This window comes from Robiginitalea myxolifaciens, from assembly GCF_900115205.1.
Classification (GTDB): domain Bacteria; phylum Bacteroidota; class Bacteroidia; order Flavobacteriales; family Flavobacteriaceae; genus Robiginitalea; species Robiginitalea myxolifaciens.
Window position 1 is genome coordinate 183,458 of record NZ_FOYQ01000002.1, and the last position, 24,607, is coordinate 208,064.

The following is a 24,607-nucleotide window of genomic DNA, read 5'->3' on the forward strand; positions in this document are numbered from 1 at the left end:
TTCAATCGATCTTTACAGCGGTTCCCCTCGAAATGTTCTGGGTTCCCACAAATTTGTACTCAAATGTATAGGAATCTTCCGTGGTGGACAAAATCTTCATATGGATGGGCTTGTCGCCTCCAATAGTAGTATCTGTAAGGCTTGTGAGTACGTATTCGCAGTCGTTAATCCAGCGGATGCGGGCGCTGTCTGTTTGGCCATTAAACTCCGACACTTCCAATTCCCCATATCGGGTAAACTCCGTGGTGAGGGTTTCTCCATTCTCTTCGACTGAAAATTGAAAAGTCCCTTCCTTAAATTTTGAGCAGTCGCGCTCTGGCTGATAGCAGGAGGTAAAAAGCAGGGGGATAAAAAGTAATGCGAATTTCAAGGGTGCGGGTTTTTGAAAGGAACTCATCATAATCAAGGTGATCTTATTCTTTGATCTCAGCAGTTATAACTTCGAGAATATAATCGATTCGCTTTAAAAGGGTTTGGCTTTCTTGATTGGTAAAGGAATTTAAATTTAAGCTCCAGGTAATGATACCTTCAAGTCTCGCATCAGATAGTAATGCTTCCTTACTGACCTCAGCGATGGTGGATTTACCCGGAATAGGATTTCGGATTTCTGTTACCTCCAACATGCTTGAAGTTGCTTTTTGCCAAAAACTGTATCCGAAATCCCGTTGAATGCCTATTTCATTGGTGTAATTCGAAAATTGTGTTTCCCAGTATCTTAAAAACATTTGCTCAACCTCTCTGAGTTGCACAACATCCGTACTCCAATTAATCAGTAGTTGTTTGAGCTCTTCGCTTTTGACGATTTCGATATTTCCTGAACGGACCAGGTCGTTTTGAATCGGATCAAAGGTTGTTGGAATAATGCTCCCGAAGTATAAAATAATACTGTCTAATTCGGCTTTTTCTGGTTCATTGTACAAAGTGAGTAATCGAACGCATTTCTTATTGATATCATTTCTACTCTCAATCTTTTCCAGGAGTTGTTCCTTGTTGGCTATGAACTCCTTTTTTAGTCTTTTGAGAATCGCCTGCTCTTTTGCGTTGTCTTTTCGCTGTTCATTCCAATTATTGATCTGAAGTGCAATCAAAATCCCTATAACAACCAGGATAATTTCTCCGACAGCGTATTTGAGATACTGAACTGCTTTGCCTTTTGCAAGCAGGTTTTGTCTGATTTTCCTGAAGAATTTGATCATTGGTTACAGGTAGCTCTTAGTGAAACCCAAGCGCGAAGTAAAGATAAGCCCTGGCGGTTTGCTGCAGAAAGGAATACGCTCACTATTTATGAATTTGTCTTGGAAGTTATTCAATTACGCCAAATCTTGGTGCAGCATCTCAAAAGTGCCATCGGTATAGCAGATAATAATCCTACTAACGCTTTTTGAGATTACCGAGGCTGCTTTTGCGCTTGAAGTTTTGGTAGGCTGCTCGCTTTGGATACGAGCTTCGGCAAGGGCAGTCTCAACTAAATTATCCTTGACCGGGGTAGGGGCAACCGATTTTACATCGGTATCTGCTTTAGTCGAAGGAAACGATCCCTTTCCGTAAAGCAGCCATTCCAAACTCACTTCCTGGTAAACCGAATTCACCTTCATCACAAAGTCGAGGCTAGGCTTGTTTCTCCCACTGATTAAGTGTGAAATACCCGAAGGCTGAATGCCAATTGCCCGGGCAAAAGCCGAAGCACTTAGCTCGTAAAAATCTAGCATTTTCTCTAGTCTTGCGGCGAATTCTTTACTGTTGACCATAGGTTACGATTTGAGCGGTGTTATCAGCATAAAAAGGGTGTAATCCGGTACTTTAGGGGATAAAAAATTTCAAGTATTAAAATATTTAAAACACTATAAAACACTGAAAACAAATTATATAGCACGTAGACATAACTTGTAGTTACAGAATTAAAAAATAACCCGGTTTCCCCTGCTAATTTTAGTTACAAATGTAAAAAATAAGCTTAGTTCTGTAACAATGTAACCACTTAACTTTGTAACAAAATGAAAGGATGACCCGGGAGGCATTTAATGATTTTCGACTACCCGATCTGGATGGCAGGTACCTTCCCCCTCAAACCTTAAAAGAAGCTTTGAATGCTTTGAACCTGGCTGGGGATTTAAGGCAAATCGGTTCATCGGTTTCGGGACAATCCATTTCATTTTTGGAATTGGGAACCGGGCCTATTCGCGTTTTGTTGTGGTCACAGATGCATGGAAACGAGTCCACCACCACAAGGGCATTACTGGATACAATAAAGTATGTCCGGGAGGAAAAGCCTGTAATTCTCAAAAAACTCACGTTGGGGATAGTCCCCATGCTAAATCCCGATGGGGCTTTTGCCTACACCCGTGAAAATGCGAACGGGATTGACCTGAACCGGGATGCCGTAGATCAAACCCAGCCCGAGAGCCAGGCCTTGAGCCAGATATACCAATCCTTTGCGCCACAGTTCTGTTTTAACCTGCACGACCAACGCACTATTTATAATGTAGGAGGAAGCCGAAAGCCTGCAACCCTTTCTTTTCTTGCGCCGGCTTTTAACGAGGAACGTTCAGCAGGAGGTAACCGCTCCCAGGCCATGCAGTTAATTGCCGCGATCCACAACGAGTTGTCTGAAGCATTACCAGGGGCTATAGGATTGTACGATGATAGTTTTAATCCCAATTGCGTGGGAGATAGTTTTCAGAAGAAGGGGAGTGCTACCCTGTTATTTGAGGCGGGCCACTTTCCCGGAGATTACCATCGGCATACCACCCGCTATTTTGTTTTCTGTGCACTAGTAGCGGCTTTGGAAAGTTTGTCGGGAGGAAGCCATCAAAAGTATTCCACTGAGCAGTACCGGGCGATCCCGGAAAACACCAAGGACTTTGTAGATATCCTGATCCATAATCCATCGGTTTTGGGGTATGCAGGCGATGAGGACCCCATAGCCATTCAATATGCAGAAGAGTTGAAAGCTGATGCGATTAGCTGGGCTCCACAATGGGCAGATCCAGCGCTCTCCACAGCAACTTATGGCCATCGCGAATTAGACGCTAAGAATCCCGATGACCGCATTTACATCGAAAACAAGCCCGACCTCTTGTCTTTATTGCAGCGCCATTAATTGCAGTATATTCAAAAAAACGAGGTTTTTGTTAGCGTTTATTCCTTAATTCTTTATTTTTGTCAAAAATTATTTAAGCATGGGCAAAGTCAAGCTAGACGAGATTGACCACCAGATTCTGGACATGTTAATCGACAATACCCGGACTCCTTTCACAGATATTGCCAAGAAGTTGCTTATTTCTGCGGGGACGGTTCATGTGCGTGTGAAAAAGATGGAAGAGGCCGGCATCATAAAGGGGAGTTCCCTGACGCTGGATTATGTTAAGCTGGGATATTCCTTTATCGCATATGTAGGGATTTTTCTGGAAAAGACACATCAGACCAAATTTGTTTTGGAGCGCCTCACGGAGATCCCATACGTTACTGTAGCGCACATCACCACTGGTAAGTTTAATATTTTCTGCAAAATACGGGCAAGGGATACCAATCACGCCAAAAACATCATTTTCCGTATCGATGATATTGAAGGAATATCCCGAACGGAGACCATGATTTCCCTGGAGGAAAGCATCAACGACAAGAAACGTTTGATGCACACCATCTTCAACGAACTGTAATGAAGCGGTCGGAAGTCAAAGATTCGGATTGTCCGGAATTCTATAGAGGCTATCTAAATGTTATCCCGGAGGATATGGAATTGGTTCAGTTCCTGGAGAACCAATTGAATAATTTCCCGCAGTTTATCCGGAGTATTCCTGAAGAGAAGTGGAATTATAGTTACGCTCCCGGAAAGTGGACAGTAGCTCAGGTGTTTTTACATCTGTTAGATACAGAGCGGGTTTTTCAGTATCGCGCTTTGCGATTTGGCCGGAAGGATACAACGCCTCTGGCTGGTTTTGATCAGGACGAGTGGGCAGCCCAAAATCCCGAAGCGGATTATTCCCGGGCCGAAATCGTTGAGAGTTTCCAGACCGTAAGAAAAGCATCTATTGAGCTCTTCAGCAGGTTTTCAAGGGAAGACCTCGACTTTAAAGGACGTGCAAGTGACCAGTTTATAAGCCTTGGAGCCCTTGGCTTTATAATGTGCGGGCACATTCGCTACCACCGTGGCATCTTGCGAGAACGCTACCTTTAATCTTCAAGCGCCAGGTCGCTCTCGAGCGATCCGTCATACTCATTTTCCAGTGCAGCTGGTTTGGCCTCAGCAGTTTCCTCGCTAAAGTCATCGAAGTGCGACATGAGGTAGCTCAGATTCTGGCTGATTTTTACCAGGTAGAGTACATCCCCTGCGGGAAGTTCTACAGCTTCGACCCATTCTCCTTTGGCATTCTTAAATGAGATAATGTCTTCATCTCCATAACCTTGAGGATACTGTTGCAGGAGCGCAGCAGCCATTTCCTGGGTCAGTTTTTTGTAATCGATAATGATACGCTTCATGATTCGGTTGCTTGGTTGAATAACTTAGTTGCATTACCCTTCCGAATCTAAACCAATAATAATTTCAGCAAATAAAAGAGTTGTGAAGTAGGGGATTATAGTAGGTAAATCCGCTAAACCTTGTAGTATTCAAAAGCGGCATCTAACTGGGAATCGCTCACTTCACAGTTATAGGTAGCCCCTCCGATAGTCTCAAGCAAAGCAAATTTGACTGTGCCAAAGGCATTTTTCTTGTCGTGGCTCATCAGGGATTTGATGGCAGTAATCTGTTCGGGTTCAAAGGCTACCTTTTCGAAATACTGGTTAAACCCGTTTTTGATTTGATCGCATGCTTCTGATGGAAGCTGGCATACCTTTGTTGCAAGGTGGGCTTCCAGAATCATGCCGGCGGCAATAGCCTCACCATGCAATAAGGTAGGCAGGTTTTCGGCCGTGAGGAAATAAGACTCAATGGCATGGCCCAGGGTGTGTCCGAAGTTCAGGATTTTTCTCAGGCCTTTTTCCGTAGGATCCTGTATCACCACCTGGTTCTTTATTTGGACCGAATGGGCAATATCCGCAATCCCGATATCCTCCGGTTTTCGGGTAATCAGGTTTTCCCAATAGCCCTGATCCTGAATTAATCCATGCTTTAGCATTTCCGCAAATCCGCTGTAAAGCTCACGCTTTTCCAGGGTTTTCAGGAATTGCGAATGGACCAGTACCATTTCGGGCTGGCGGATAATACCAACCTGATTCTTAAGACTGCCAAGGTCTACCCCGGTTTTTCCTCCTACAGACGCATCTACCATGGCCAGGAGGGAAGTTGGGATATTTATAAAGTCTATACCGCGCTGATACGTGCACGCTACAAATCCTCCCAAATCGGTGACTACCCCACCACCCAGGCTAATCAGGATACTTTTGCGATCTGCACCCTTATCGGAAAGTGCTTGCCATAGGGGAATACAGGCGCTTACCTGTTTGTTGGATTCGCCGGGAGCCATTTCGAGTAATTCCCATGTGGCTGCTTCCGGCAAGTGCTCCAGCAGTACAGGAAGGCAATCGCGACGCGTATTGGTATCTGTAAGCAGGAATACTTTGGAATACCCTTTCTTTTCCAGAAACGCGGATAATTCCTGAAAGCCGTTTGATCCGAAAAATACGTCGTGAGCGTCTGAGCGAAGCGACTCCATCTTTCCCTTGGGTTTGAAGGCAAAATAACCGAATTTTTTCCACTTCGCTTTATTGCGCGGTAAACTATATTTGTGCTTTGCGAAATCGTTATAAATGATGGAAATTTTTGAGAATACCGAAACGGCTTTTGCCTTAAAATCCGATGCTGAACTCGAAAGGGCCTATTATCTGTTTCGTATGATTTCCGTGGAGCCCCTGGTTAAGATTGGAACCAGCCTCACCAACTTTGCCATTAAAGCCAACTTGCCGGTAGAGGGATTGATCCGAACAACCGTCTTCGATCATTTCTGTGGAGGGGTAAGCGAGGAGGATTGTATGCCGGTAGTCGAAAAAATGTGGGATAAAGGGGTGTGTACGGTACTGGATTACTCCGTTGAAGGAAAGGATACCGAGGACCCCCTGGACGATGCCCTGGCCAAAACCTTGGAGATGCTCGATTTCGTAAAGCAAAAAGACGCCATCCCATTTGCCGTTTTCAAACCCACCGGATATGGAAGGTTTGAATTGTATAAAAAAATCAGTGCGGGCCAGCAGTTAACAGCAAGCGAATCGTCGGAATGGGATAGGGTAGTGCGGCGTTTTGACCAGAGCTGTAAAAAGGCCTACGACCTGGGGGTATCTTTACTCATTGATGCCGAGGAAAGCTGGATGCAACCGGCTGCAGATCAGTTGGTAGAAGAAATGATGCGCGCCTACAACAAAAAGGATTTTATCGTATTCAATACCCTGCAGATGTATCGCTGGGATCGGGCAGATTTTTTCAGGGATCAGATCGAGAAGGCCAGGAGCGGAGGATACAAAGTGGGCGTTAAAGTGGTTCGCGGAGCTTATCTCGAAAAGGAGAACGACCGTGCCGAACGCAAAGGGTATCCCACGCCAATATGCGCCTCCAAATTGGAAACAGACCAGAATTTTGACAATGCCATAACCATGGCACTGGATCACCTGGATAACGTGGCCTTATTTGCGGGTACCCACAACGAGATGAGCTCTTATAAACTTATGTCCGAAATTGAATCCCGCAACCTTAAGAAAAACGATCCCCGTATTTGGTTCGGACAGCTCTACGGGATGAGCGACCATATTTCTTTTAACCTGGCCAACGCCGGATATAACGTCGCGAAATACCTGCCTTTTGGTCCGGTTAAGGATGTAATGCCTTACTTGATACGGCGGGCCGAGGAGAATACCTCAGTGGCCGGACAAACAAACAGGGAATTGGAATTGCTTAAGAAAGAGCGTAAGCGTCGGAGTATATAAGGGTCGAAGAAGCCTGCAGCAGCTTAATCCACCACAACATCATAGCGTATAAGTCGGGTGGTAGAATCGCATCGTTCCAGGAGAAGATTGATTATTTCCCCCTGATAATTTCCCACCACGAAATACGAAGGACAGGGTTCGCCGCGAGGATCACTGAGATCAAATTCCACATCCCCTTCCCGCAATAAAAAGGTTACAGCAGCGGTATCTGCATATTGCCGGAGTTCTTCATTTACTTCTAACGGACTCTCCCGTAATGCTTTAAGTACCCTGCAATTGGGTAGGTAACAGAATTCCACACCAGTTTCCTGAGACTTTTTCTTCCAGAAAAACGCCAGAAAAATCAAACCAATAGAGAGGCCCATAAGGTACCAGCCAAATCGCTTTAAGAATCCCATGATTTAAAAAATCAGAAAGTTGATATCGCTGAATTTCAGGTCGAACCATTCTCCGACGGATCTGTTGGTCAAAATCCCATGATACATATACAGACCATTCCGCAGCCCTTTATCGAAGCGAAGGGCATTCTCCAGTCCGCCATCGTCGCCAATGCTCAGCAAATAAGGCGTAAAGATATTACTTATAGAAACAGAAGAGGTCTTGGGATAGCGCGCTGGGATATTGGGAACAGCGTAATGTATCACATCGTATTTGCGGTAGGTGGGTTTTTTATGGGTGGTTATTTCACTGGTTTCAAAACAACCTCCCATATCTATGCTAACATCGATAATGATGGCGCTTTTCTTCATGTGCTCCACCATAGTCTCGGTAACAATAACCGGAGCGCGGTCGGTGCCGCGTACTGCACCAATGGCTACATCGCAACGCCGCAGGGCCTTCAACAAATTTTTAGGTTGTATTGTAGAGGTATAAAGCGTTTGATTGAGATTGCGTTGAATATTCCTGAGCTTGGTAAGGGAATTGTCGAACACCTTTACATTAGCGCCCAACCCTAAGGCCGAGCGGGCAGCGAATTCGCCTACAGTTCCCGCACCGATGATCACAACTTCCACAGGTGGGACCCCGCTGATATTCCCAAACATAAGCCCGTTCCCCTCATCGGCAGCCATGATCTCCGAAGCAATGAGTACGGAGGCGGTACCTGCAATTTCGCTCAGGGACCTGACGGCAGGGTATTTACCATCGTCGTCGCGAATATATTCAAAGGCAACCGCGGTAATTCTTTTGCGCGCAAGGGCTTCAAAGTATTCCTTATTCTGCATTTTGATCTGCAAGGCGGAAATTAAGGTGCTCTGCGGATTGATAAACTCTAATTCGCCCAGGGTAGGGGGCTCTACTTTCAGGATTATCGGGCACCCAAAGACTTTCTTGGTATCTCGGGTAATCTTAGCTCCTGCATTGGTATAATCCAAATCCGAAAATCCAGCTCCTTCGCCAGCTTCAGATTCAATAAGTACTTTGTGCCCGTGTGCGGTTATCGCGCCCACGGCGTCCGGGGTAAGGCAAATTCTTTTCTCCTGGAACTGACTTTCTTTAGGAATTCCAATATAGAGTTCCCCTTTTTGCCTAAGGATTTCGAGTTTTTCCTCTTGAGGGAGTAATTGTTGTTTACTAAAGGGGGACGACGGCTCAGTCATTGGCAACAGTGCTGGTTGCTAAGTGGTTGGTGTTATTCAAATTTACAAATAAATGCCTTTCGGCTGGGCACAAAAAAAGGAGGGCATTGCCCTCCTCTTATAGAAGTTATCAACTTTTAGAACAGGCTTCTGAAAGAGGCCTGAACACTGCTCAGTAATTGATTTATTGTGCGTTTTGGAGTAGCATCCGAAAGATCCTGCTCAACTGTTTCTGCAGTAATTGATTCATCGGTATATATACCTGCTTTCTGCATCTGCTCCTTTTCCTTGGTCTTGTAATACTGTAACTCAGCATTCATCGCCTCCAGGTCTATTCCGTGAACATACTTATCAAAAAGCTTTAATCTTACAAAGTACACAAAAGGAATTATGACCATACAGATAGGGAGAATCCAAAGTACATTCTCAGTATCTACAGCCGGATCTTCAAAATAGACAGCTTCAAAGATTTGGAAAGCGTACATACAAATTGGAATCAATATGGTATGATACCACCAGTGTTTGCAAGTGAAAAACCATATTACCAAGAGATAGAGGGGGATAATTTTCCCCAATAGAAACCAAATGTAAGCTCCGATATCAGAAAATCCGTTGCGTGTAATTTCAATTCCTAGAAATGAAATTGTTTCATCCGGATCTACTGGAAAATATTCGTGAGATTTAAAAACGAACGGTGTGCTTATAATGAGTAAGAGAGCTAGGCTTTCGATTAACAGCCTTTTCTTAGTCAATGAAGCAGCTTTAGTTCTTAATGATTCCATCGATTTGGGTGTTTGGCGAATATTATACCAACGAAAAAAGGGACAACATATTGGTTATCCCTTTCCTAATATCGATGAATGTTGAATAATATCGATGAAACGATAAAATCCTATATTCTGTCTCAGCGACTTATTGTTTCCTTAGAACCTTTACCTTATCGCGATCAATGCTTTCGGTTTTAGGTCGGAGAACTTTTACTTTATCACGATCGATACTCTTAGGCCTCAGAACTTTAACCTTATCTCGATCAATTGAATCATAAAGACCGTCAGAACTATCATTACTGCATGATGCTACCATTAGGATGCAGATAGCAAATGCTCCAAAAAAGAATTTATTGGCAAACTTCATAGTGTCTCGGTTTTTCATTTTCGTGTAATACCAAAAGTAGGAAATTGGCTTAAATTCCCTAACAAAACTTTGACAATAGTAGTGCATTTCATCGATAAAACCAAACCTTTTGGCGATTATCTGGTATTTCATCGAATATAATGCAATAATAATTCAGGTTTGTCGATATGGCGCATCAGCTTAAACGGGTTATCTCCAAACCCCTTTTATTATTGTCGATAGTCGAGAAATTTATATGAAGAGTGTTTTCGAGACTCTTACCTTCAATGAGCTCTGGCCATTCAATAAATGTTAATACAGGTGATTCCAAGTATGTTTCGATATCTAATCCCTTCAACTCTTCTTGAGATTCTACACGAAACAGATCAAAATGATAGCCAATCACTTCGCCAGTCGAATTTTGATATTGATTGAGCAGGCCGTATGTGGGACTTGAAACATTATCAACCGTGTTCAAGTGATCCATAATAGATCTAATTAAGGTGGTTTTACCAGAACCCATTTGACCTTGAAGACAAATATTATTTGCTCCAAAACTTAAAATTATTTTCGCTATATCTTCTATTTCCTCAAGTTTATAGTAAATAATCATTATATTGAAGTTTTATTGGATCGATAAGGTCGAGATCTTAAAGTATGAAATTAAGAGCTTGGAGAAATATTGTTAGCGATGAACTGATAGTGGCGATTATGATTTTATTGCTACCCTTTTTTCCATTATTACATATGATATGGCCAGATAATTCTAATTTACTCTTTGGTATTACAATTAGCAGTCAATATCAGGATAGTCAAACATTCATGTGGTATGTATTGACTCAATTATCTTTATTCGGATTATACTCGCTTTTTTACATTTTCACTCCAACAAGAATAAGAATCATTTTTCTTTTAATGTCATTTTACCACTACATGGCATTCTTCGCTGAAATCCTGGGCTTTGGATTAAGCTCCAAAATAGTTTTTAGTTCAGAGGGCCTGGTCTTGATGGTTTTCTTTTTCGAGCTAATTCTAATACGAAATAGTAAGTATATAAAAAGAATATTCTTGTTTGACGATAACACTTCTAGCTTAGAACTGTTTATTGAAGCAATAGAGGGGCGTAATCAAAAATTAAACAAGAAAATACTGGAAGTTAGGAAGCAGATAGACGATTCACGAAGCATTCGGGACATTTATCAACTTTACTACCTTAAGGTATTAGCTAAAAAAGAATTGCAAAAATATGATAATGTAGTTGCTAAGAATGGTAATAGACACTTCATCAAAAATTGGATAATTCCGATATGTCTGATATTGATGCTTATGCTTAAAATTTGGGTTTATTATTTTGATGAGAGCAATCGGGAATTTAATCTGTTTGGTGTCTGGTTCAGTCACAGCTTTGGATTCGTTGACGCAAAATCATTTGCATGGTATTTCACAGGAAAGTTGGAGATCATAGTTTATTCTATTGCATGGATAATTTATTCTGAGTCATGGTGGAAATATGTTATTTTACCTGGCATTTGCCTTTACTGTCTACAATTCTGGGAAATTTTTCAGTCGAAGCTGTCTTTAGAAACTGATATTACAATTCAAGCAATACCCTTAACGATAGCTGTTGTGATTTTCTCTAGTGTGATAACCAAACTGGTCCTGACAAAAGCACAACTACTGGATAATATAGAATATTTGGAGGATGAAATGGAGAGAAGATTAGACCAAGCCGTATAATCAGGGCCTAATCTCCTTCTGAACTTCTAAGATTATTTCCTTCAATTCAGAACGGCGTCGTTCCTGAATTTTGTTTTCTATAATTCTTTCTATTTCTTCTTGTTGTGAACGTGGTAATTTCTCAAAATCAAGGATTTCTTCTTCCTTCTGAGAATTTAGCATTACCCCATCACCAGTAATAAGCCAAACTACGTTAAGCTCTGGGTAAGTTTTCAAGATACGCTCAATCACATCGCTTCCTATAGAGGCATGGTTTTTTACCATTCTAAGGGTATAGCCGTTGCTCGCGCCTATAGACATATCAAATTTCCGAGCGCTAACACCCAGGTGATCTATGAATTGCATTAAGCGATCTATGGTTTTTGACATAATGTGATGTTTGCTTGCATAAAGATAGTGTAAGTTGGCGTAATAAGAAAATATACTATAAATATATTTTTGTTTGTAATTTAATATAGAATATATACTATATTTGTTATATCTCGTATCATAGATTTCTAATCCTTATCCTCACTTCTATGAAAAACATTAAACACATCGAACGACTTCAGCAGCTTCACAATCTTATTGTAGACGAATGTACTGGGTCACCAACAGATCTAGCAAAAAGAATGGACGTTAGTGAAAGGACCATCTACTATTTATTAGAACAATTAAAGGATTATGACGCCAAAATCGGGTATGATAGATCACGTCGTTCTTATTTCTACAAGTCTGACTTCGTGCTCGAAGTAAATTTTTCGATCTGTATAGGGTCGCACGACGAGGTTATGGAAATAATGGAAGGAAGTTATCTCCACAATAAAAATAAGAGTAGATTTAATAGGCATTAAATATCCAAAAGCTAGAATCTACCCTTTATTTCGGCTTCATCCATATAAACGGTACAATCATTTCCTCCAGGCTTACACCACCATGCTGATAGGTATTGCGGTAATAACTTACGTAGTGATTGTAATTGTTGGGATAAGCAAAGAACAAATCATTCTTCGCAAAGATAAAGCTACTACTCATGTTAATTTTTGGGAGTCGTAGGGCCGTTGGGTCTTTCGCTGCCAATACATCCTTGTCTTCATAAGTTAGGCTTCGGCCCGTTTTATAGCGCAGGTTTAAGCTGGTATCCCGGTCCCCAATTACCTTAGATGGTTGCTTTACATTGATGGTACCGTGATCTGTTGTAATGATGAGTTGGAATCCTGCTGTCTGTGCCGCCTGAATAAGATCCAGTAGCGGTGAGTTTCGAAACCAGCTATGGGTTAAAGAACGGTATGCTTTATCGTTAGAAGCCAGCTCTTTGATAACCTCCATTTCTGTTCTTGCGTGGGAGAGCATATCCACGAAATTATACACCACCGCTATTAAGTCTTTGGACTTAAGTGAATTAAACTGTTGCGAAAGATGACGCCCCTGTTTGAGGCTGCTTATTTTATGGTAATCCCAATCCAGGTCTAGCCCCAGCCTTTTGAGTTGTGCACCCAGAAAGTCTCGTTCGTGTAGATTTTTGCCACCTTCGTCCGTATCATTTTTCCACCATTCCGGATGTCGCTTCTCCATATCGGCTGGCATTAACCCCGAAAACATAGCGTTACGTGCGTATTGGGTAGCGGTTGGAAGTATACTGAAATAGGGTTGCTCCTTTACCTTTCTGTAATGCGGAGCAATGGTGTCCTCAATAGTGAACCATTGGTCGTATCTCAGGTTGTCAATAACTACCAATAAGGTAGGCCCTTCAGCGATTACTGGCTGTACCCATTCCCGGAACAGGGTATGCGACATTACCGGCGCATCGGCATCCGAAAACCAATCGGCATAGTGCTTTTCAATAAACTTTCCGAATTGCTGGTTGGCTTCTGATTTCTGAGATTCCAGTATCTCGAACATACTGCTGTCCTCGATAGATTCCAGTTGTAATTCCCAGAAGATGAGTTTGCGGTATAACTCCGCCCATTCCTCATAAGAGTTAACCATCGAAAGGTCCATAGCAATTTTCCGGAACTCTTGCTGGTAGTTTGCTGTGGTTTTTTCGGAAACCAGGCGGGAATGGTCCAGGTTCTTCTTCAGGCAGAGTAAGATCTGGTTTGGATTAACGGGCTTGATCAGGTAATCGGCAATTTTGGAACCAATGGCCTCTTCCATAATAGACTCTTCCTCATTTTTGGTAATCATAACCACAGGAATGGAAGGTTCTATCTGCTTAAGTTCGGTCAGGGTTTCCAATCCGGAAAGTCCGGGCATATTCTCATCGAGGAAAACGATATCAAAGGTGTTGTTCCGGATTTCCTCCAACGCGTCTTGTCCGCTATTACAGGTGGTTACAACATAATTCCTTTCCTCCAGAAAGAGTAAATGAGATTTGAGTAAATCAATTTCATCATCTACCCAGAGTATACCGAAGTTCTTCATAAATTTTTGATTGATATGGGGGAGGAGTGGCGATAAACGGTTAATAAACGGCTAAATGGGGGCAATTTTCTACCTTTGAGCATCCAAAAACCGTCCTAGTTGAAGCAATCTCCCAAGCTAAAGATTTTCAACGATCCAATTTACGGATTTATACGCATTCCCAGTAGGCCGTTATTTGATTTAATTGCCCACCCTTACTTTCAGCGGCTACGCAGGATTTCCCAGATGGGAATGAGCTACCTGGTATACCCCGGAGCACATCATACACGCTTTCACCACGCCCTTGGAGCCATGCACCTGATGCAGGTGGCTGTAAGCATGCTTCGTTTGAAAGGGGTTCAGTTCAGCAGGGAGGAAGAACACAGTTTGTATTTGGCCATACTCCTGCACGATATTGGCCACGGCCCTTTTTCTCATGCGCTGGAAAATGAATTGATCCCCGGCATAGACCACGAGGAGCTCTCTCTTCATTTTATGGAAGCCCTCAATGAGGAATTTCAGGGAAGTCTCTCGGAGGCAATTACCATATTTAAGGGAAACCATCCGCGTCAGTTCTTTAATCAGCTTGTTTCGAGCCAGCTCGATATGGATCGGCTCGATTATCTGAAGCGCGATAGCTTTTACACCGGGGTTGCCGAGGGGAATATTAATTCTGAGCGGCTTATTACGATGCTTACTGTCCATGGGGAAGACCTCATGGTGGAAGCGAAAGGAATCTATTCTGTGGAGAAGTTCCTGATGGCCCGCCGATTCATGTATTGGCAGGTTTACCTGCATAAAACAGGATTGGTTGCCGAGCAGTTACTGGTTCGGGTAATCCGCAGGGCCCGTTTACTTCTGCAAAGCGGGGAAAAACTCCAATGCAGTCAGGCCTTGAGTTATTTTCTAATGCGTTCCACCTCGGATACTTTTCAGGGGGAAGACCTGCGTCAATTTGCCCTGCTCGACGATGTCGATATCATGGCTGCACTGAAAAATTGGAAATCGCATCAGGATCCGGTTTTGTCGCGACTCTGCGATATGCTGCTCAACAGGAGGCTATTAAAGATCAAGATCAGGGAAAAGGCTGTAAATCCCGAAAAGTTCAATCGGAAGCTAGCTGAAGTTACCCGGGGATGGGGTTTAACTGAAGAGGAGGCCGGGTATTTTGTTTTTACCGGAACCTTAGAGAACAGGGCATACGACATGGCCCGCCAGAACATTAACATCCTGAGTGAGAGTGGGAAGGTGGCAGATGTTGCACGCCTGTCCGACCAGTTAAATTTGAAGGTGCTTTCCAAACCTGTCGTTAAACATTACTTCTGTTATCCGAAAAAAGGCGTAATCTAATTTTTCTTACTTTTGTCACCACTTAAACCTTATACCCCTTAGGACCTTTGGAATTCACGGCCAGTCAGATCGCAGGCATCCTGGAAGGCGAGGTTGAAGGCAACCCGGAGATTGCGGTCCATAAATTATCTAAGATAGAAGAAGGCGAGGCAGGCTCCCTGACTTTTCTGGCCAATCCAAAATATACGCCTTATCTCTACCGTACAGAGGCTTCTATTATTATTGTAAATAAGGATTTTACCCCCGAACAATCGGTTAAACCAACGCTTATTAAGGTAGACGATGCCTATAAGTCGTTTTCCAAATTGTTGGAGTATTACAACCAGGTAAAAAATAATAAGCTGGGGATTGAGGAACCCTCATTTATTTCCGAAACCGCCCAATACGGGGAAGGGTTTTACCTCGGGGCTTTCTCATATCTCGGGAACAACGTCAAGATTGGGGATAATGTCAAGATTTTCCCCAACGTCTATATTGGCGATAATGTAACCATAGGCGATAATAGCCAGGTTTTTGCGGGTGCCAAGATCTATTCTGAAAGTATTATCGGCGAAGGCTGTGTCATTCACAGCGGAGCAATCTTAGGCGCCGATGGATTTGGATTTACCCCGGACGAGAAGGGGGAATTCACCAAGGTACCCCAGACGGGAAATGTAATCCTCGAAGATAATGTAGACGTGGGTGCCGGCACCACAATAGACCGGGCAACCCTTGGCTCGACGGTATTGCGCCGGGGAGTGAAACTGGACAATCAGATCCAGATTGCACACAATGTAGAGATTGGCGAGCACACGGTTATCGCAGCGCAAACGGGTATCGCGGGATCGACCAAAATCGGGAAGCATTGTATGATTGGCGGACAGGTTGGTATTGTTGGCCATATCATTATCGGAGACCGGGTTAAAATCCAGGCACAGACTGGGGTTGGCCGCAATGTCAAAGACGATGAAGTATTACAGGGTAGTCCGGCCCTTAATTACGGAGACTACAACAAATCTTATGTCCATTTCCGCAACCTCCCCAAACTGGTGAGTAGGATTGAGGACCTGGAAAAAAATAACGGCGAATCATAATATGACCAAGCAACGTACAATTGCCGAAGCTATAACACTCCAGGGAGTGGGATTGCATACCGGCGAAAACGTTACGATGAAGTTTGTACCTGCCCCTGAAAACCATGGGTATGCCTTTAAGCGTGTCGATTTGGAAGGCGAGCCTATTATTGAGGCAGACGCGAATTATGTGATCAATACCCAGCGAGGAACAAACCTCGAAAAGAACGGGGTTAAAATCCAAACCTCAGAACACGTGTTGGCCGCCCTGGTAGGGTTGGAGATCGACAACGTGATGATTGAGTTGGATTCCAGCGAGCCTCCTATTATGGATGGCTCTTCCAAGTTTTTCGTGGAAGCCCTGGAAAAGGCAGGTATCGTAGAGCAGGAAGCCGAACGAGAAGTCTTTGAGATCACCGAAGTGATCTCTTACCGGGACGAAGCTACAGGTAGTGAAATTACGGTGATTCCTTCGGATGAGTACCAGGTAACTACCATGGTGGATTTTGGAACCAAGGTATTGGGAACACAGAATGCCACGCTGGAGCATTTAAGCGAATTCAAAACCGAAATTGCAGACGCCAGGACCTTTAGCTTTCTCCATGAACTGGAAATGTTGCTGGAGCATGGCCTCATTAAGGGAGGAGACCTCAATAATGCAATCGTATATGTAGATAAGGAGATCTCAGAGGTTACCATGAAAAAGCTGGAGAAAGCCTTCAAAAAGAAGAAGCTTTCCGTTAAGCCGAATGGAATCCTGGACAACCTTACCCTGCATTATCCCAATGAAGCTGCGCGGCACAAACTTCTCGATGTGATCGGGGATCTGGCCTTAATCGGAACCCGCATAAAAGGTAAGGTAATTGCCAATAAACCAGGCCATTACGTAAACACCCAGTTTGCTAAAAAACTGGCCAAGCAAATTAAACTCGAAAAGCGCAACAACGTCCCTAAATACGATCTGAATCAGACTCCACTTATGGATACCACACAGATCATGGGCATGTTGCCGCACCGGCCACCATTCCTCCTGGTCGATAAGATCCTGGAATTGAGCGATACTCATGTGGTAGGGCTTAAGAATGTGACCATGAACGAGCCATTCTTTGTGGGACACTTCCCGGGAGCACCGGTTATGCCTGGGGTCCTCCAGATTGAAGCAATGGCCCAAACAGGGGGAATACTCGTACTAAGTACGGTTCCTGATCCGGAGAACTACCTGACGTATTTTATGAAAATCGATAACGTAAAATTCAAGCAGCAGGTACTTCCCGGGGATACCCTAATATTTAAATGCGACCTGATGTCTCCTATCCGTAGGGGAATCTGCCACATGCAAGCCTATGCCTATGCCAATGGAAAATTGGTGTCAGAAGCGGAATTGATGGCGCAGATCGTCAAAACAAAAAACGACTAGCATGAATCAGCCGCTGGCCTACGTGCATCCGGGAGCCAAAATCGCTAAAAATGTAGTGATTGAGCCCTTTGCCACTATACATAATAATGTAACTATAGGGGAGGGGACCTGGATTGGTTCGAACGTCACCATTATGGAAGGTGCACGTATCGGCAAGAATTGTAATATTTTCCCGGGAGCCGTTATCTCGGCCACCCCGCAGGATTTAAAGTATCAGGGCGAAGAAACCACTGTGGAAATCGGCAACAACGTTACCATCCGCGAATGTGCCACCATTAACAAGGGTACTTCGGACCGGATGAAGACTTCTATAGGGGACAATTGCCTTATTATGGCGTATTGCCACGTGGCGCACGATTGCGTGGTAGGGAATAATTGTATTTTTTCCAACAACAGTACGCTCGCCGGCCACGTCACTATCGGGGATAATGTGGTCCTCGCAGGACTGGTTGCCGTCCACCAGTTTGTTTCGATTGGGAACCATGCTTTTGTAACCGGGGGATCCCTGGTTCGGAAAGACGTTCCTCCCTTTGTCAAAGGGGCGCGGGAGCCAATGTCCTATGTAGGGATAAACTCTGTTGGCTTGCGTCGCCGTGGATTTACGGCCGAAAAAATCCGGGAAATCCAGAATATATATCGCATACTCTATCAACAGAACTATAATAATACCCGTGCTACCCAAATTATTGAGGCGGAAATGGAGGCAACTCCCGAGCGGGACGAAATCCTGCAGTTTATCCGGGATTCCCAGCGTGGTATTATGAAAGGTTATATCAGCAGCAACACATAATTATGGCAAGTACTTCGGACATTCGCAAAGGATTGTGCATCCGTTACAATAACGATATCTACAAAATCGTGGAGTTCCTCCATGTAAAACCTGGTAAAGGCCCCGCTTTTGTAAGAACTAAACTGAAAAGCCTGACTACAGGGAAAGTGTTGGATAACACTTTTTCAGCAGGACATAAGATCGAGGACGTACGTGTCGAAACGCGCTCCTATCAATACCTGTATTCAGAAGGGGAGACGTATCACTTTATGAATACGGACGATTACAACCAGATCGCGCTTCAGGAAAGTGCGCTGGATTCCCCAGACCTCATGAAGGAAGGGGAAGTGGTAACCATTGTCTTTAATACGGAGGATAGCATGCCGCTTTCTGTAGATATGCCAGCCAGTGTAATCCTGGAGGTGACCCATACCGAACCCGGCGTAAAGGGAAATACCGCTACCAACGCGACCAAGCCTGCTAAGCTGGAGACTGGCGCTGAGGTAAATGTTCCCCTCTTTATCAATGAAGGCGACAAAATCAAGGTAGATACCTCCAATGGTTCCTATCTGGAACGCGCCAAGGAATAATGAAATTCCCACGGGAACATACCCTTAAAGAAATTGCAGGGCTACTGGGCGTTGAGTTCGTTGGCCCTGAATCGTTTCCCGTTTTAGGACTCAACGAGATTCACGTTGTAGAGCCCGGGGACATCGTCTTTGTAGACCACCCGAAATACTACGACAAAGCGCTGGAAAGTAAGGCAACCGTAGTGTTGATCAATAAAAGCGTAGACTGCCCGGACGGTAAAGCACTTCTTATCTCAGACGATCCATTTCGCGATTTTAATAAGCTTATCAACCATTTTGGCCCACCGGCGGTACCCAAACAGCCGATTGACCCAACTGCCAAAATTAGTCCCGACGCTATAATTGGGGCTAATGTGGTCATTGGAGCCAACGTAGTTATTGGTGCTGGATCCGTTATCCATCCCAATGTGAGTATCGGAGACAATTGTATCCTTGGGAAGGATGTGGTAGTACAGGCAGGCACGGTAATTGGCTCTAATGCTTTCTACTATAAAAAAAGGCCTGAAGGCTATGATCGGTTGATTTCCGGAGGACGGGTAATCCTGGAGGACAGGGTAGAATTAGGAGCCTTGTGTACCATTGATCGAGGGGTTACCGGCGATACCCGTATCGGAACCGGAAGCAAGCTGGACAACCAGGTCCATGTTGGCCATGACACCGTAATTGGAGCCGGCTGTCTGATTGCCTCACAGGCGGGAATAGCAGGTTGTGTGATTATTGAGGATGGGGTTACCCTTTGGGGTCAGGTAGGCGTTACCAGTGCCATCACGGTTGGAAAAGGTGCTGTTGTATTGGCGCAATCGGGGATTGCCAAATCGCTTGAAGGTGGAAAAACCTATTTCGGCAGCCCAGCCGAAGAAGCACGGGACCGACTCAAGCAGCTCGCAGGGGTACGCCAAATTCCAGCCATCCTGGAAACCCTAAAAAAGCAAGGCAAAGCTTAGCCGAATTAATCGTTATAGGCTATTTTTGCGTAAACCAAAATTTTACTAAATGAGTGTTCTAGTCAATAAAGATTCTAAAATAATCGTCCAGGGATTTACCGGTAGCGAAGGAACTTTCCACGCCGGCCAGATGATCGAATACGGGACCAACGTAGTCGGTGGGGTAACTCCAGGTAAAGGCGGTCAGGAACACTTGGGAAAACCCGTTTTTAATACCGTTGCAGATGCGGTTAAAGAAACTGGTGCCGATACCACGATAATCTTTGTCCCCCCGGCTTTTGCAGCCGACGCCATTATGGAAGCTGCGGATGCAGGGATTGGCGTAATTATTACCATTACTGAAGGTATTCCCGTTGCGGACATGATCAAAGCATACGATTATGTGCAATCCCGTGGGGCGCGGCTTGTAGGTCCAAACTGCCCGGGAGTGATCACTCCGGGGGAAGCCAAAGTGGGAATCATGCCTGGCTTTGTTTTCAAAAAAGGTAATGTAGGAATTGTTTCAAAATCGGGTACCCTTACCTATGAAGCAGCCGATCAGGTTGTTCGACAGGGATTGGGGATCACTACTGCAATCGGTATCGGAGGAGATCCGATTATCGGAACTACTACCAAAGAAGCACTCGAAATGCTCGTTGGCGATCCGGAAACTTCCTGTGTGGTAATGATCGGGGAGATCGGAGGCCAATTAGAAGCAGAGGCTGCCCGCTGGTATAAGGAAAGCGGAAGCAAGAAACCGGTTGTCGGGTTTATCGCTGGTGAAACGGCTCCTGCAGGAAGGACTATGGGACATGCCGGTGCCATTGTAGGCGGTAGTGACGACACGGCACAAGCCAAAAAACGAATCATGAAAGAATGCGGAATTCACGTAGTTGAATCTCCCGCACAAATCGGAATCAAGGTAAAAGAAGTACTTTCTTAAACCTCGTTAATTCTATATTAAAGTCCGCTCAGGCGGGCTTTTTTGTTGCTACCAGCACGAAACATAACTATCTTTGAGTAGAAGCCGGCTCCTGTTCGGACGAGGCTTTTGGCCAAAACAAACCAACTAAAAAACATACCATGGACATCCTGAAAGGAAAAACAGCAATTATTACCGGAGCAAGCCGGGGTATCGGTAAAGGAATCGCAGAGGTCTTTGCCCGTGAAGGTGCCAATGTTGCCTTTACCTACAGCAGCAGTGAAGGCCCCGCCCTTGAGCTTCAGGCAGCCCTGGAGAAAGAAGGGGTAAAAGCAAAGGCATACAAAAGTAACGCCGCCAGCTATGAAGAAGCCGAAGCCCTTGTAGCCCAGGTACTGGAGGATTTTGGAGGTGTGGACATACTGATCAACAACGCAGGAATCACCATGGACAATTTGCTCATGCGCATGAGCGAAGCCGATTTTGACAAGGTTATCGAGGTCAATCTCAAATCGGTTTTTAACATGACCAAGGCCATACAACGAACCTTTTTAAAGCAGCGACATGGAAGTATTATCAATATGAGTAGTGTTGTTGGGGTAAAAGGAAATGCTGGCCAGGCCAATTATGCTGCCTCCAAAGCCGGAATGATCGGGTTTACCAAAAGTGTTGCCCTGGAATTGGGCTCCCGTAATATTCGCTGCAATGCGATAGCCCCTGGCTTCATTGAAACTGAGATGACTGATAAGCTCGACGAGAAAACAGTTCAGGGATGGCGCGATGCTATTCCGCTTAAGCGCGGCGGAAGTCCGGAAGATATCGCAAATGCCTGTTTGTTCCTGGCTTCTGACCTTTCGGCCTATGTTACCGGGCAGGTTCTCAATGTCGATGGCGGAATGCTTACCTGAATGTAGCGTACATGGGTGAATACCCCTTTTTATGGATCTTGCTTTGTGTGCTTGTTAGTGCGGCCCTGGTTTGGATCCACTATTTGGCACAGCGGCCTGCCAAGCCCTTCCACTGGCCATTAGCAATCTTGCGATTCTTTGCCTTGTTGGGAATTTTGCTCCTCCTTGCGGATGTCAAGATCAGTAAACGCACCTCTGAAATCCGCAAACATGAACTTGTTGTACTTACCGACAATAGCAGATCCGTTCGTTTCAAGGGTGCAGACACCAACCTGCTAGCCTTCAGGAATGCCCTGATCCAGGACGGCGAATTACAGGAGCGATTTACTATTTCGCCCTATAGTTTTGGCAATTCTGCCAACCGTTCAGACACCCTCAACTTTAATTCGGAAGCAACGGATATTGCCGGTTCTCTCGAGGGAATACGATCGGCCCTGAAGCAACGCGAAGCCACTGTTGTTCTTTTAAGCGACGGTAATGATAATACCGGCATGGACATTAGCGGCATAGCCGATCAGGGGCCGCTTATCTATCCCGTAATTTTCGGAGACACCACCAAGTATCGCGATATCCGAATCGATCGTATTGATTTGAACCGGTTTGCTTTCCTGGGCAATAGTTTTCCTGTGGAAGTCCTCTATTCCTACACGGGTACAACGGCCGCTACCTCGGAATTGGTGATTCGGGATAACGGTAGGGTAGTAGCCCGTAAAACACTGACTTTCTCCTCTGGCGCGGAAAGCCGGCAGGAGGAATTCTTTATCGAGGCCCGGGAAGTTGGAGTACACAGAATAAGCGCTGGTTTACAAGCACTCCCGGAGGAGCGAAATACCCGTAACAATACGCGTACGGCGGGTCTGGAGGTGCTCGATGAGAGCTTGGAAATCAGAATCGTAAGTAGTGATAATCATCCCGATTTGGGTGCGTTGAAACGAAGCCTGTTACGCAATCCGCAACGCCGATGTGAAATCGTAACCCCCTCCGAAGCACTGAGAACCCTGCAGGACATAGACCTGTTGATCTTCTTTAATCCAAACAGGCAATTCAGGGAATTGTATGGCGCCATCAAGGATAGAAGCATACCCTTGTTTACTATTACCGGACCGGGAACCTCCTGGACTTTTCTGAATCAGGCACAATCGCGGTTTGGCCTCGAAGAGCAGGGACCGCCAGAAGACCTCTTTCCCATGCGCAATGCTTCTTTCGACTATTTTGACAACAGCAGTTGGGAAGTTGCTGAGTATCCTCCGCTCAGCGGGCTTTTAGGTGAATATTCGATTTATGAGCCGCACCAGGTACTCCTGGAACAACGCATTCGGGGTATAAACCTTGACCAGCCCTTATTAGCACTCCTCGAGGGGGAACCCAGGGAGGCGGTGTTATTCGGATCGGGATTATGGCAATGGAGCCTGGGGGAATACCGGAATACGGGCAGTACTCTTGAATTTGATCAGGCGCTCTCCCGTATCGTACTCTTTTTGGCTGCCTCTGCGGCTGAGCAACGCCTAACCCTGGATTACGAACCCATTTATGAAGGGATTCAGGGTGCCCGAATTCGTGCACGATTTGTGGATGAGGCTTATGATTTTGATCAGCAGGCCCAGTTGCGCATTCGCCTGCAAGACAGCAGCGGCCAGGACTTGCCCGTGCGGCCTATGAGTTTGAGAACGGGATATTTCGAGTTTGATTTGGCCGCAATTCCTCCTGGAGAATACAATTTTACCGTGGAAGCTGTGGGTACAGCCTTTACCGCTTCCGGGAATTTTGTTTTACGTGCTTTTGACCTGGAGGCCAGACAAACGAGCAGCGACCTGGACCTGATGAATCAGTTGGGAGCTAGAACCGGTGGGCGTTTGTTTTTTCCACAATCTTTTGGGGTGTTGCGCGACAGCTTATTAGGGGCAGATCGCTTCCGTCCTATGGAAAAAAGCCAGGTTAAAGTCGTATCTTTAATCGATTACAGGTGGCTGCTCCCGCTTATCATCGCCTTCCTGGCCGGAGAGTGGTTTACCCGTAAATATTACGGACTTATTTAATTAAAAATACTATGGACAGATTACCTAAGATTGCCTTACCGGCAATCATCATTTTTATTTTACTCGCAGTTCTCATTGCCAAAAGTGCGGTGACTATCGGATCCGGAGAAGCCGGGGTCCTGTACCGTACCTTTGGTGGGGGAGTAGTTACTGACCAACCTCCTATGGGCGAAGGATTCCACCTGGTAGCCCCCTGGAACAGGGTGTACATTTATGAAGTGCGCCAGCAGGAGGTTTACGAAAACATGAAAGTACTATCCAGTAATGGTTTGGATATTCAGTTAGATGCTTCGGCCTGGTATCAGCCTAAAATTGAAGTTTTAGGGAAGTTACACCAGGAGAAGAGCGATAAATACAAAGAGCGCATCTTGTTGCCAGCCATTCGCTCGGCTGCCCGATCTGTTGTGGGTCGGTATACTCCGGAACAGCTCTATTCCACCAAGCGAGATGCTATCCAACAGGAAATTTTTGAAGAAACCAAGCGCATTGTAGACGATCAGTACATCCAGCTTAATGAGGTACTGGTACGCGATGTGACCCTGCCAGAGACTATTAAGGAAGCTATTGAGCGGAAGTTACGCCAGGAGCAGGAAGCCCTGGAGTATGAATTTCGTTTGGTCAGTGCCGAAAAGGAGGCAGAGCGCCAACGAATCGAAGCTCAGGGTAAGGCGGACGCAAACCGCATCCTGAGTGCTTCCCTGACCGATAAAATTCTCACCGATAAGGGAATCGAAGCTACCCTGAAATTAGCCGAGTCTCCGAACTCTAAAATTGTGGTTGTAGGATCTGGCGACGAGGGATTGCCGATAATTTTAGGCAACAATTAATTTTTAATTAAAAATACTTTGCCTTATTTTTGACCTCAAATGAAAACAACCCATACACATCATCATCTGATTTCGCACGCTCAGGCGAG

The 24,607-nt window shown here is 45.0% G+C and carries 26 protein-coding genes; 15 read left to right on the forward strand and 11 right to left on the reverse strand.

Annotation, left to right across the window (positions count from 1 at the left end):
* Nucleotide 1: 1 nt before the first annotated feature.
* The 3 genes from BM318_RS08920 to BM318_RS08930 all read right to left on the reverse strand — a co-directional run bounded on the left by BM318_RS08920 (nucleotide 2) and on the right by BM318_RS08930 (nucleotide 1,748).
* Nucleotides 2-370, reverse strand: a complete 369-nt coding sequence (locus BM318_RS08920; protein ID WP_092983464.1) for a DNA topoisomerase IV — start codon at nucleotides 368-370, stop codon at nucleotides 2-4.
* Nucleotides 371-413: 43 nt separating this feature from the next.
* Nucleotides 414-1,196 (reverse strand): DUF6090 family protein, encoded by a 783-nt coding sequence (locus tag BM318_RS08925; RefSeq protein WP_092982277.1) that lies wholly within the window; start codon nucleotides 1,194-1,196, stop codon nucleotides 414-416.
* A gap of 114 nt (nucleotides 1,197-1,310) precedes the next feature.
* A complete protein-coding gene (locus BM318_RS08930; protein ID WP_092982278.1) occupies nucleotides 1,311-1,748 on the reverse strand; it encodes a helix-turn-helix domain-containing protein in 438 nt (145 codons plus the stop codon).
* A gap of 254 nt (nucleotides 1,749-2,002) precedes the next feature.
* Between BM318_RS08930 and BM318_RS08935 the strand changes: the two genes are divergently transcribed.
* From BM318_RS08935 to BM318_RS08945, 3 genes are all read left to right on the forward strand, one after another.
* Entirely contained in the window at nucleotides 2,003-3,100 is a 1,098-nt protein-coding gene (locus tag BM318_RS08935; RefSeq protein WP_092982279.1) for a M14 family zinc carboxypeptidase, read from the forward strand.
* A 79-nt stretch (nucleotides 3,101-3,179) separates the two neighbouring features.
* Nucleotides 3,180-3,659: an Lrp/AsnC family transcriptional regulator gene (locus BM318_RS08940; protein WP_092982280.1), complete on the forward strand. Its 480-nt coding sequence runs from the start codon at nucleotides 3,180-3,182 to the stop codon at nucleotides 3,657-3,659.
* Nucleotides 3,659-4,177: a DinB family protein gene (locus tag BM318_RS08945; protein WP_092982281.1), complete on the forward strand. Its 519-nt coding sequence runs from the start codon at nucleotides 3,659-3,661 to the stop codon at nucleotides 4,175-4,177. The genes BM318_RS08940 and BM318_RS08945 overlap by 1 nt, the downstream gene beginning before the upstream one ends.
* On the opposite strand, the gene BM318_RS08950 is transcribed toward BM318_RS08945, so the two are convergent.
* Together BM318_RS08950 and aroB are read right to left on the reverse strand one after the other, a co-directional pair.
* Nucleotides 4,174-4,479, reverse strand: a complete 306-nt coding sequence (locus tag BM318_RS08950; RefSeq protein ID WP_092982282.1) for a hypothetical protein — start codon at nucleotides 4,477-4,479, stop codon at nucleotides 4,174-4,176. The genes BM318_RS08945 and BM318_RS08950 overlap by 4 nt on opposite strands.
* 113 nt (nucleotides 4,480-4,592) lie before the next feature.
* Complete coding sequence (gene aroB / locus BM318_RS08955) at nucleotides 4,593-5,654, reverse strand: 3-dehydroquinate synthase (RefSeq protein WP_092982283.1); 1,062 nt, start codon at nucleotides 5,652-5,654, stop codon at nucleotides 4,593-4,595.
* A gap of 94 nt (nucleotides 5,655-5,748) precedes the next feature.
* On the opposite strand from aroB, the gene BM318_RS08960 reads away from it, so the two are divergent.
* Nucleotides 5,749-6,915: a proline dehydrogenase family protein gene (locus tag BM318_RS08960; protein ID WP_092982284.1), complete on the forward strand. Its 1,167-nt coding sequence runs from the start codon at nucleotides 5,749-5,751 to the stop codon at nucleotides 6,913-6,915.
* Between the two features lie 23 nt (nucleotides 6,916-6,938).
* Here the strand turns inward: BM318_RS08960 and BM318_RS08965 are convergent, their stop codons facing one another.
* The 4 genes from BM318_RS08965 to tsaE all read right to left on the reverse strand — a co-directional run bounded on the left by BM318_RS08965 (nucleotide 6,939) and on the right by tsaE (nucleotide 10,218).
* Nucleotides 6,939-7,313, reverse strand: a complete 375-nt coding sequence (locus BM318_RS08965) for a hypothetical protein (RefSeq protein ID WP_092982285.1) — start codon at nucleotides 7,311-7,313, stop codon at nucleotides 6,939-6,941.
* A gap of 3 nt (nucleotides 7,314-7,316) precedes the next feature.
* On the reverse strand, nucleotides 7,317-8,513 hold the full coding sequence (locus BM318_RS08970) for an alanine dehydrogenase (RefSeq protein WP_092982286.1): 1,197 nt from the start codon (nucleotides 8,511-8,513) through the stop codon (nucleotides 7,317-7,319).
* Between the two features lie 116 nt (nucleotides 8,514-8,629).
* Complete coding sequence (locus tag BM318_RS14495; RefSeq protein WP_245759794.1) at nucleotides 8,630-8,977, reverse strand: hypothetical protein; 348 nt, start codon at nucleotides 8,975-8,977, stop codon at nucleotides 8,630-8,632.
* An 824-nt stretch (nucleotides 8,978-9,801) separates the two neighbouring features.
* Entirely contained in the window at nucleotides 9,802-10,218 is a 417-nt protein-coding gene (gene tsaE, locus BM318_RS08985; RefSeq protein ID WP_092982289.1) for a tRNA (adenosine(37)-N6)-threonylcarbamoyltransferase complex ATPase subunit type 1 TsaE, read from the reverse strand.
* 44 nt (nucleotides 10,219-10,262) lie between these two features.
* Between tsaE and BM318_RS08990 the strand changes: the two genes are divergently transcribed.
* A complete protein-coding gene (locus tag BM318_RS08990) occupies nucleotides 10,263-11,342 on the forward strand; it encodes a hypothetical protein (RefSeq protein ID WP_092982290.1) in 1,080 nt (359 codons plus the stop codon).
* Here BM318_RS08990 and BM318_RS08995 read toward each other — a convergent pair whose 3' ends face one another.
* Both BM318_RS08995 and porX read right to left on the reverse strand, forming a co-directional pair.
* On the reverse strand, nucleotides 11,343-11,711 hold the full coding sequence (locus BM318_RS08995) for a hypothetical protein (protein ID WP_092982291.1): 369 nt from the start codon (nucleotides 11,709-11,711) through the stop codon (nucleotides 11,343-11,345). It abuts the gene before it with no gap.
* Between the two features lie 489 nt (nucleotides 11,712-12,200).
* On the reverse strand, nucleotides 12,201-13,745 hold the full coding sequence (porX, locus tag BM318_RS09005; protein ID WP_092982293.1) for a T9SS response regulator signal transducer PorX: 1,545 nt from the start codon (nucleotides 13,743-13,745) through the stop codon (nucleotides 12,201-12,203).
* A gap of 99 nt (nucleotides 13,746-13,844) precedes the next feature.
* Here porX and BM318_RS09010 point away from each other — a divergent pair, with 99 nt between their 5' ends.
* The 10 genes from BM318_RS09010 to BM318_RS09055 all read left to right on the forward strand — a co-directional run bounded on the left by BM318_RS09010 (nucleotide 13,845) and on the right by BM318_RS09055 (nucleotide 24,518).
* A complete protein-coding gene (locus tag BM318_RS09010; RefSeq protein WP_092982294.1) occupies nucleotides 13,845-15,074 on the forward strand; it encodes an HD domain-containing protein in 1,230 nt (409 codons plus the stop codon).
* Nucleotides 15,075-15,121: 47 nt separating this feature from the next.
* Entirely contained in the window at nucleotides 15,122-16,147 is a 1,026-nt protein-coding gene (gene lpxD, locus BM318_RS09015; RefSeq protein ID WP_092982295.1) for a UDP-3-O-(3-hydroxymyristoyl)glucosamine N-acyltransferase, read from the forward strand.
* Between the two features lies 1 nt (nucleotide 16,148).
* Nucleotides 16,149-17,543, forward strand: a complete 1,395-nt coding sequence (locus BM318_RS09020; RefSeq protein WP_092982296.1) for a bifunctional UDP-3-O-[3-hydroxymyristoyl] N-acetylglucosamine deacetylase/3-hydroxyacyl-ACP dehydratase — start codon at nucleotides 16,149-16,151, stop codon at nucleotides 17,541-17,543.
* 1 nt (nucleotide 17,544) lies between these two features.
* Nucleotides 17,545-18,333: an acyl-ACP--UDP-N-acetylglucosamine O-acyltransferase gene (gene lpxA, locus BM318_RS09025; RefSeq protein ID WP_092982297.1), complete on the forward strand. Its 789-nt coding sequence runs from the start codon at nucleotides 17,545-17,547 to the stop codon at nucleotides 18,331-18,333.
* Nucleotides 18,334-18,335: 2 nt separating this feature from the next.
* Entirely contained in the window at nucleotides 18,336-18,902 is a 567-nt protein-coding gene (efp, locus tag BM318_RS09030; RefSeq protein WP_092982298.1) for an elongation factor P, read from the forward strand.
* Nucleotides 18,902-19,846 (forward strand): UDP-3-O-(3-hydroxymyristoyl)glucosamine N-acyltransferase, encoded by a 945-nt coding sequence (locus BM318_RS09035; protein ID WP_092982299.1) that lies wholly within the window; start codon nucleotides 18,902-18,904, stop codon nucleotides 19,844-19,846. The genes efp and BM318_RS09035 overlap by 1 nt, the downstream gene beginning before the upstream one ends.
* A 49-nt stretch (nucleotides 19,847-19,895) precedes the next feature.
* Complete coding sequence (sucD, locus tag BM318_RS09040; protein WP_092982300.1) at nucleotides 19,896-20,768, forward strand: succinate--CoA ligase subunit alpha; 873 nt, start codon at nucleotides 19,896-19,898, stop codon at nucleotides 20,766-20,768.
* A 140-nt stretch (nucleotides 20,769-20,908) separates the two neighbouring features.
* A complete protein-coding gene (fabG, locus tag BM318_RS09045) occupies nucleotides 20,909-21,655 on the forward strand; it encodes a 3-oxoacyl-[acyl-carrier-protein] reductase (RefSeq protein ID WP_092982301.1) in 747 nt (248 codons plus the stop codon).
* Nucleotides 21,656-21,666: 11 nt separating this feature from the next.
* Nucleotides 21,667-23,691 (forward strand): hypothetical protein, encoded by a 2,025-nt coding sequence (locus tag BM318_RS09050; RefSeq protein ID WP_143099950.1) that lies wholly within the window; start codon nucleotides 21,667-21,669, stop codon nucleotides 23,689-23,691.
* 11 nt (nucleotides 23,692-23,702) lie between these two features.
* On the forward strand, nucleotides 23,703-24,518 hold the full coding sequence (locus tag BM318_RS09055; RefSeq protein ID WP_092982303.1) for a prohibitin family protein: 816 nt from the start codon (nucleotides 23,703-23,705) through the stop codon (nucleotides 24,516-24,518).
* Nucleotides 24,519-24,607: the final 89 nt, after the last annotated feature.

Coding starts and splice junctions, on each gene's coding strand:
- BM318_RS08925 (WP_092982277.1), bottom strand. CDS start 1,196: ATGATCAAATTCTTCAGGAAAATCAGACAAAACCTGCTTGCAAAAGGC.
- BM318_RS08930 (WP_092982278.1), bottom strand. CDS start 1,748: ATGGTCAACAGTAAAGAATTCGCCGCAAGACTAGAGAAAATGCTAGAT.
- BM318_RS08935 (WP_092982279.1), top strand. CDS start 2,003: ATGACCCGGGAGGCATTTAATGATTTTCGACTACCCGATCTGGATGGC.
- BM318_RS08940 (WP_092982280.1), top strand. CDS start 3,180: ATGGGCAAAGTCAAGCTAGACGAGATTGACCACCAGATTCTGGACATG.
- BM318_RS08945 (WP_092982281.1), top strand. CDS start 3,659: ATGAAGCGGTCGGAAGTCAAAGATTCGGATTGTCCGGAATTCTATAGA.
- BM318_RS08950 (WP_092982282.1), bottom strand. CDS start 4,479: ATGAAGCGTATCATTATCGATTACAAAAAACTGACCCAGGAAATGGCT.
- aroB (WP_092982283.1), bottom strand. CDS start 5,654: ATGGAGTCGCTTCGCTCAGACGCTCACGACGTATTTTTCGGATCAAAC.
- BM318_RS08960 (WP_092982284.1), top strand. CDS start 5,749: ATGATGGAAATTTTTGAGAATACCGAAACGGCTTTTGCCTTAAAATCC.
- BM318_RS08965 (WP_092982285.1), bottom strand. CDS start 7,313: ATGGGATTCTTAAAGCGATTTGGCTGGTACCTTATGGGCCTCTCTATT.
- BM318_RS08970 (WP_092982286.1), bottom strand. CDS start 8,513: ATGACTGAGCCGTCGTCCCCCTTTAGTAAACAACAATTACTCCCTCAA.
- BM318_RS14495 (WP_245759794.1), bottom strand. CDS start 8,977: ATGTACGCTTTCCAAATCTTTGAAGCTGTCTATTTTGAAGATCCGGCT.
- tsaE (WP_092982289.1), bottom strand. CDS start 10,218: ATGATTATTTACTATAAACTTGAGGAAATAGAAGATATAGCGAAAATA.
- BM318_RS08990 (WP_092982290.1), top strand. CDS start 10,263: ATGAAATTAAGAGCTTGGAGAAATATTGTTAGCGATGAACTGATAGTG.
- BM318_RS08995 (WP_092982291.1), bottom strand. CDS start 11,711: ATGTCAAAAACCATAGATCGCTTAATGCAATTCATAGATCACCTGGGT.
- porX (WP_092982293.1), bottom strand. CDS start 13,745: ATGAAGAACTTCGGTATACTCTGGGTAGATGATGAAATTGATTTACTC.
- BM318_RS09020 (WP_092982296.1), top strand. CDS start 16,149: ATGACCAAGCAACGTACAATTGCCGAAGCTATAACACTCCAGGGAGTG.
- lpxA (WP_092982297.1), top strand. CDS start 17,545: ATGAATCAGCCGCTGGCCTACGTGCATCCGGGAGCCAAAATCGCTAAA.
- efp (WP_092982298.1), top strand. CDS start 18,336: ATGGCAAGTACTTCGGACATTCGCAAAGGATTGTGCATCCGTTACAAT.
- BM318_RS09035 (WP_092982299.1), top strand. CDS start 18,902: ATGAAATTCCCACGGGAACATACCCTTAAAGAAATTGCAGGGCTACTG.
- sucD (WP_092982300.1), top strand. CDS start 19,896: ATGAGTGTTCTAGTCAATAAAGATTCTAAAATAATCGTCCAGGGATTT.
- fabG (WP_092982301.1), top strand. CDS start 20,909: ATGGACATCCTGAAAGGAAAAACAGCAATTATTACCGGAGCAAGCCGG.
- BM318_RS09050 (WP_143099950.1), top strand. CDS start 21,667: ATGGGTGAATACCCCTTTTTATGGATCTTGCTTTGTGTGCTTGTTAGT.
- BM318_RS09055 (WP_092982303.1), top strand. CDS start 23,703: ATGGACAGATTACCTAAGATTGCCTTACCGGCAATCATCATTTTTATT.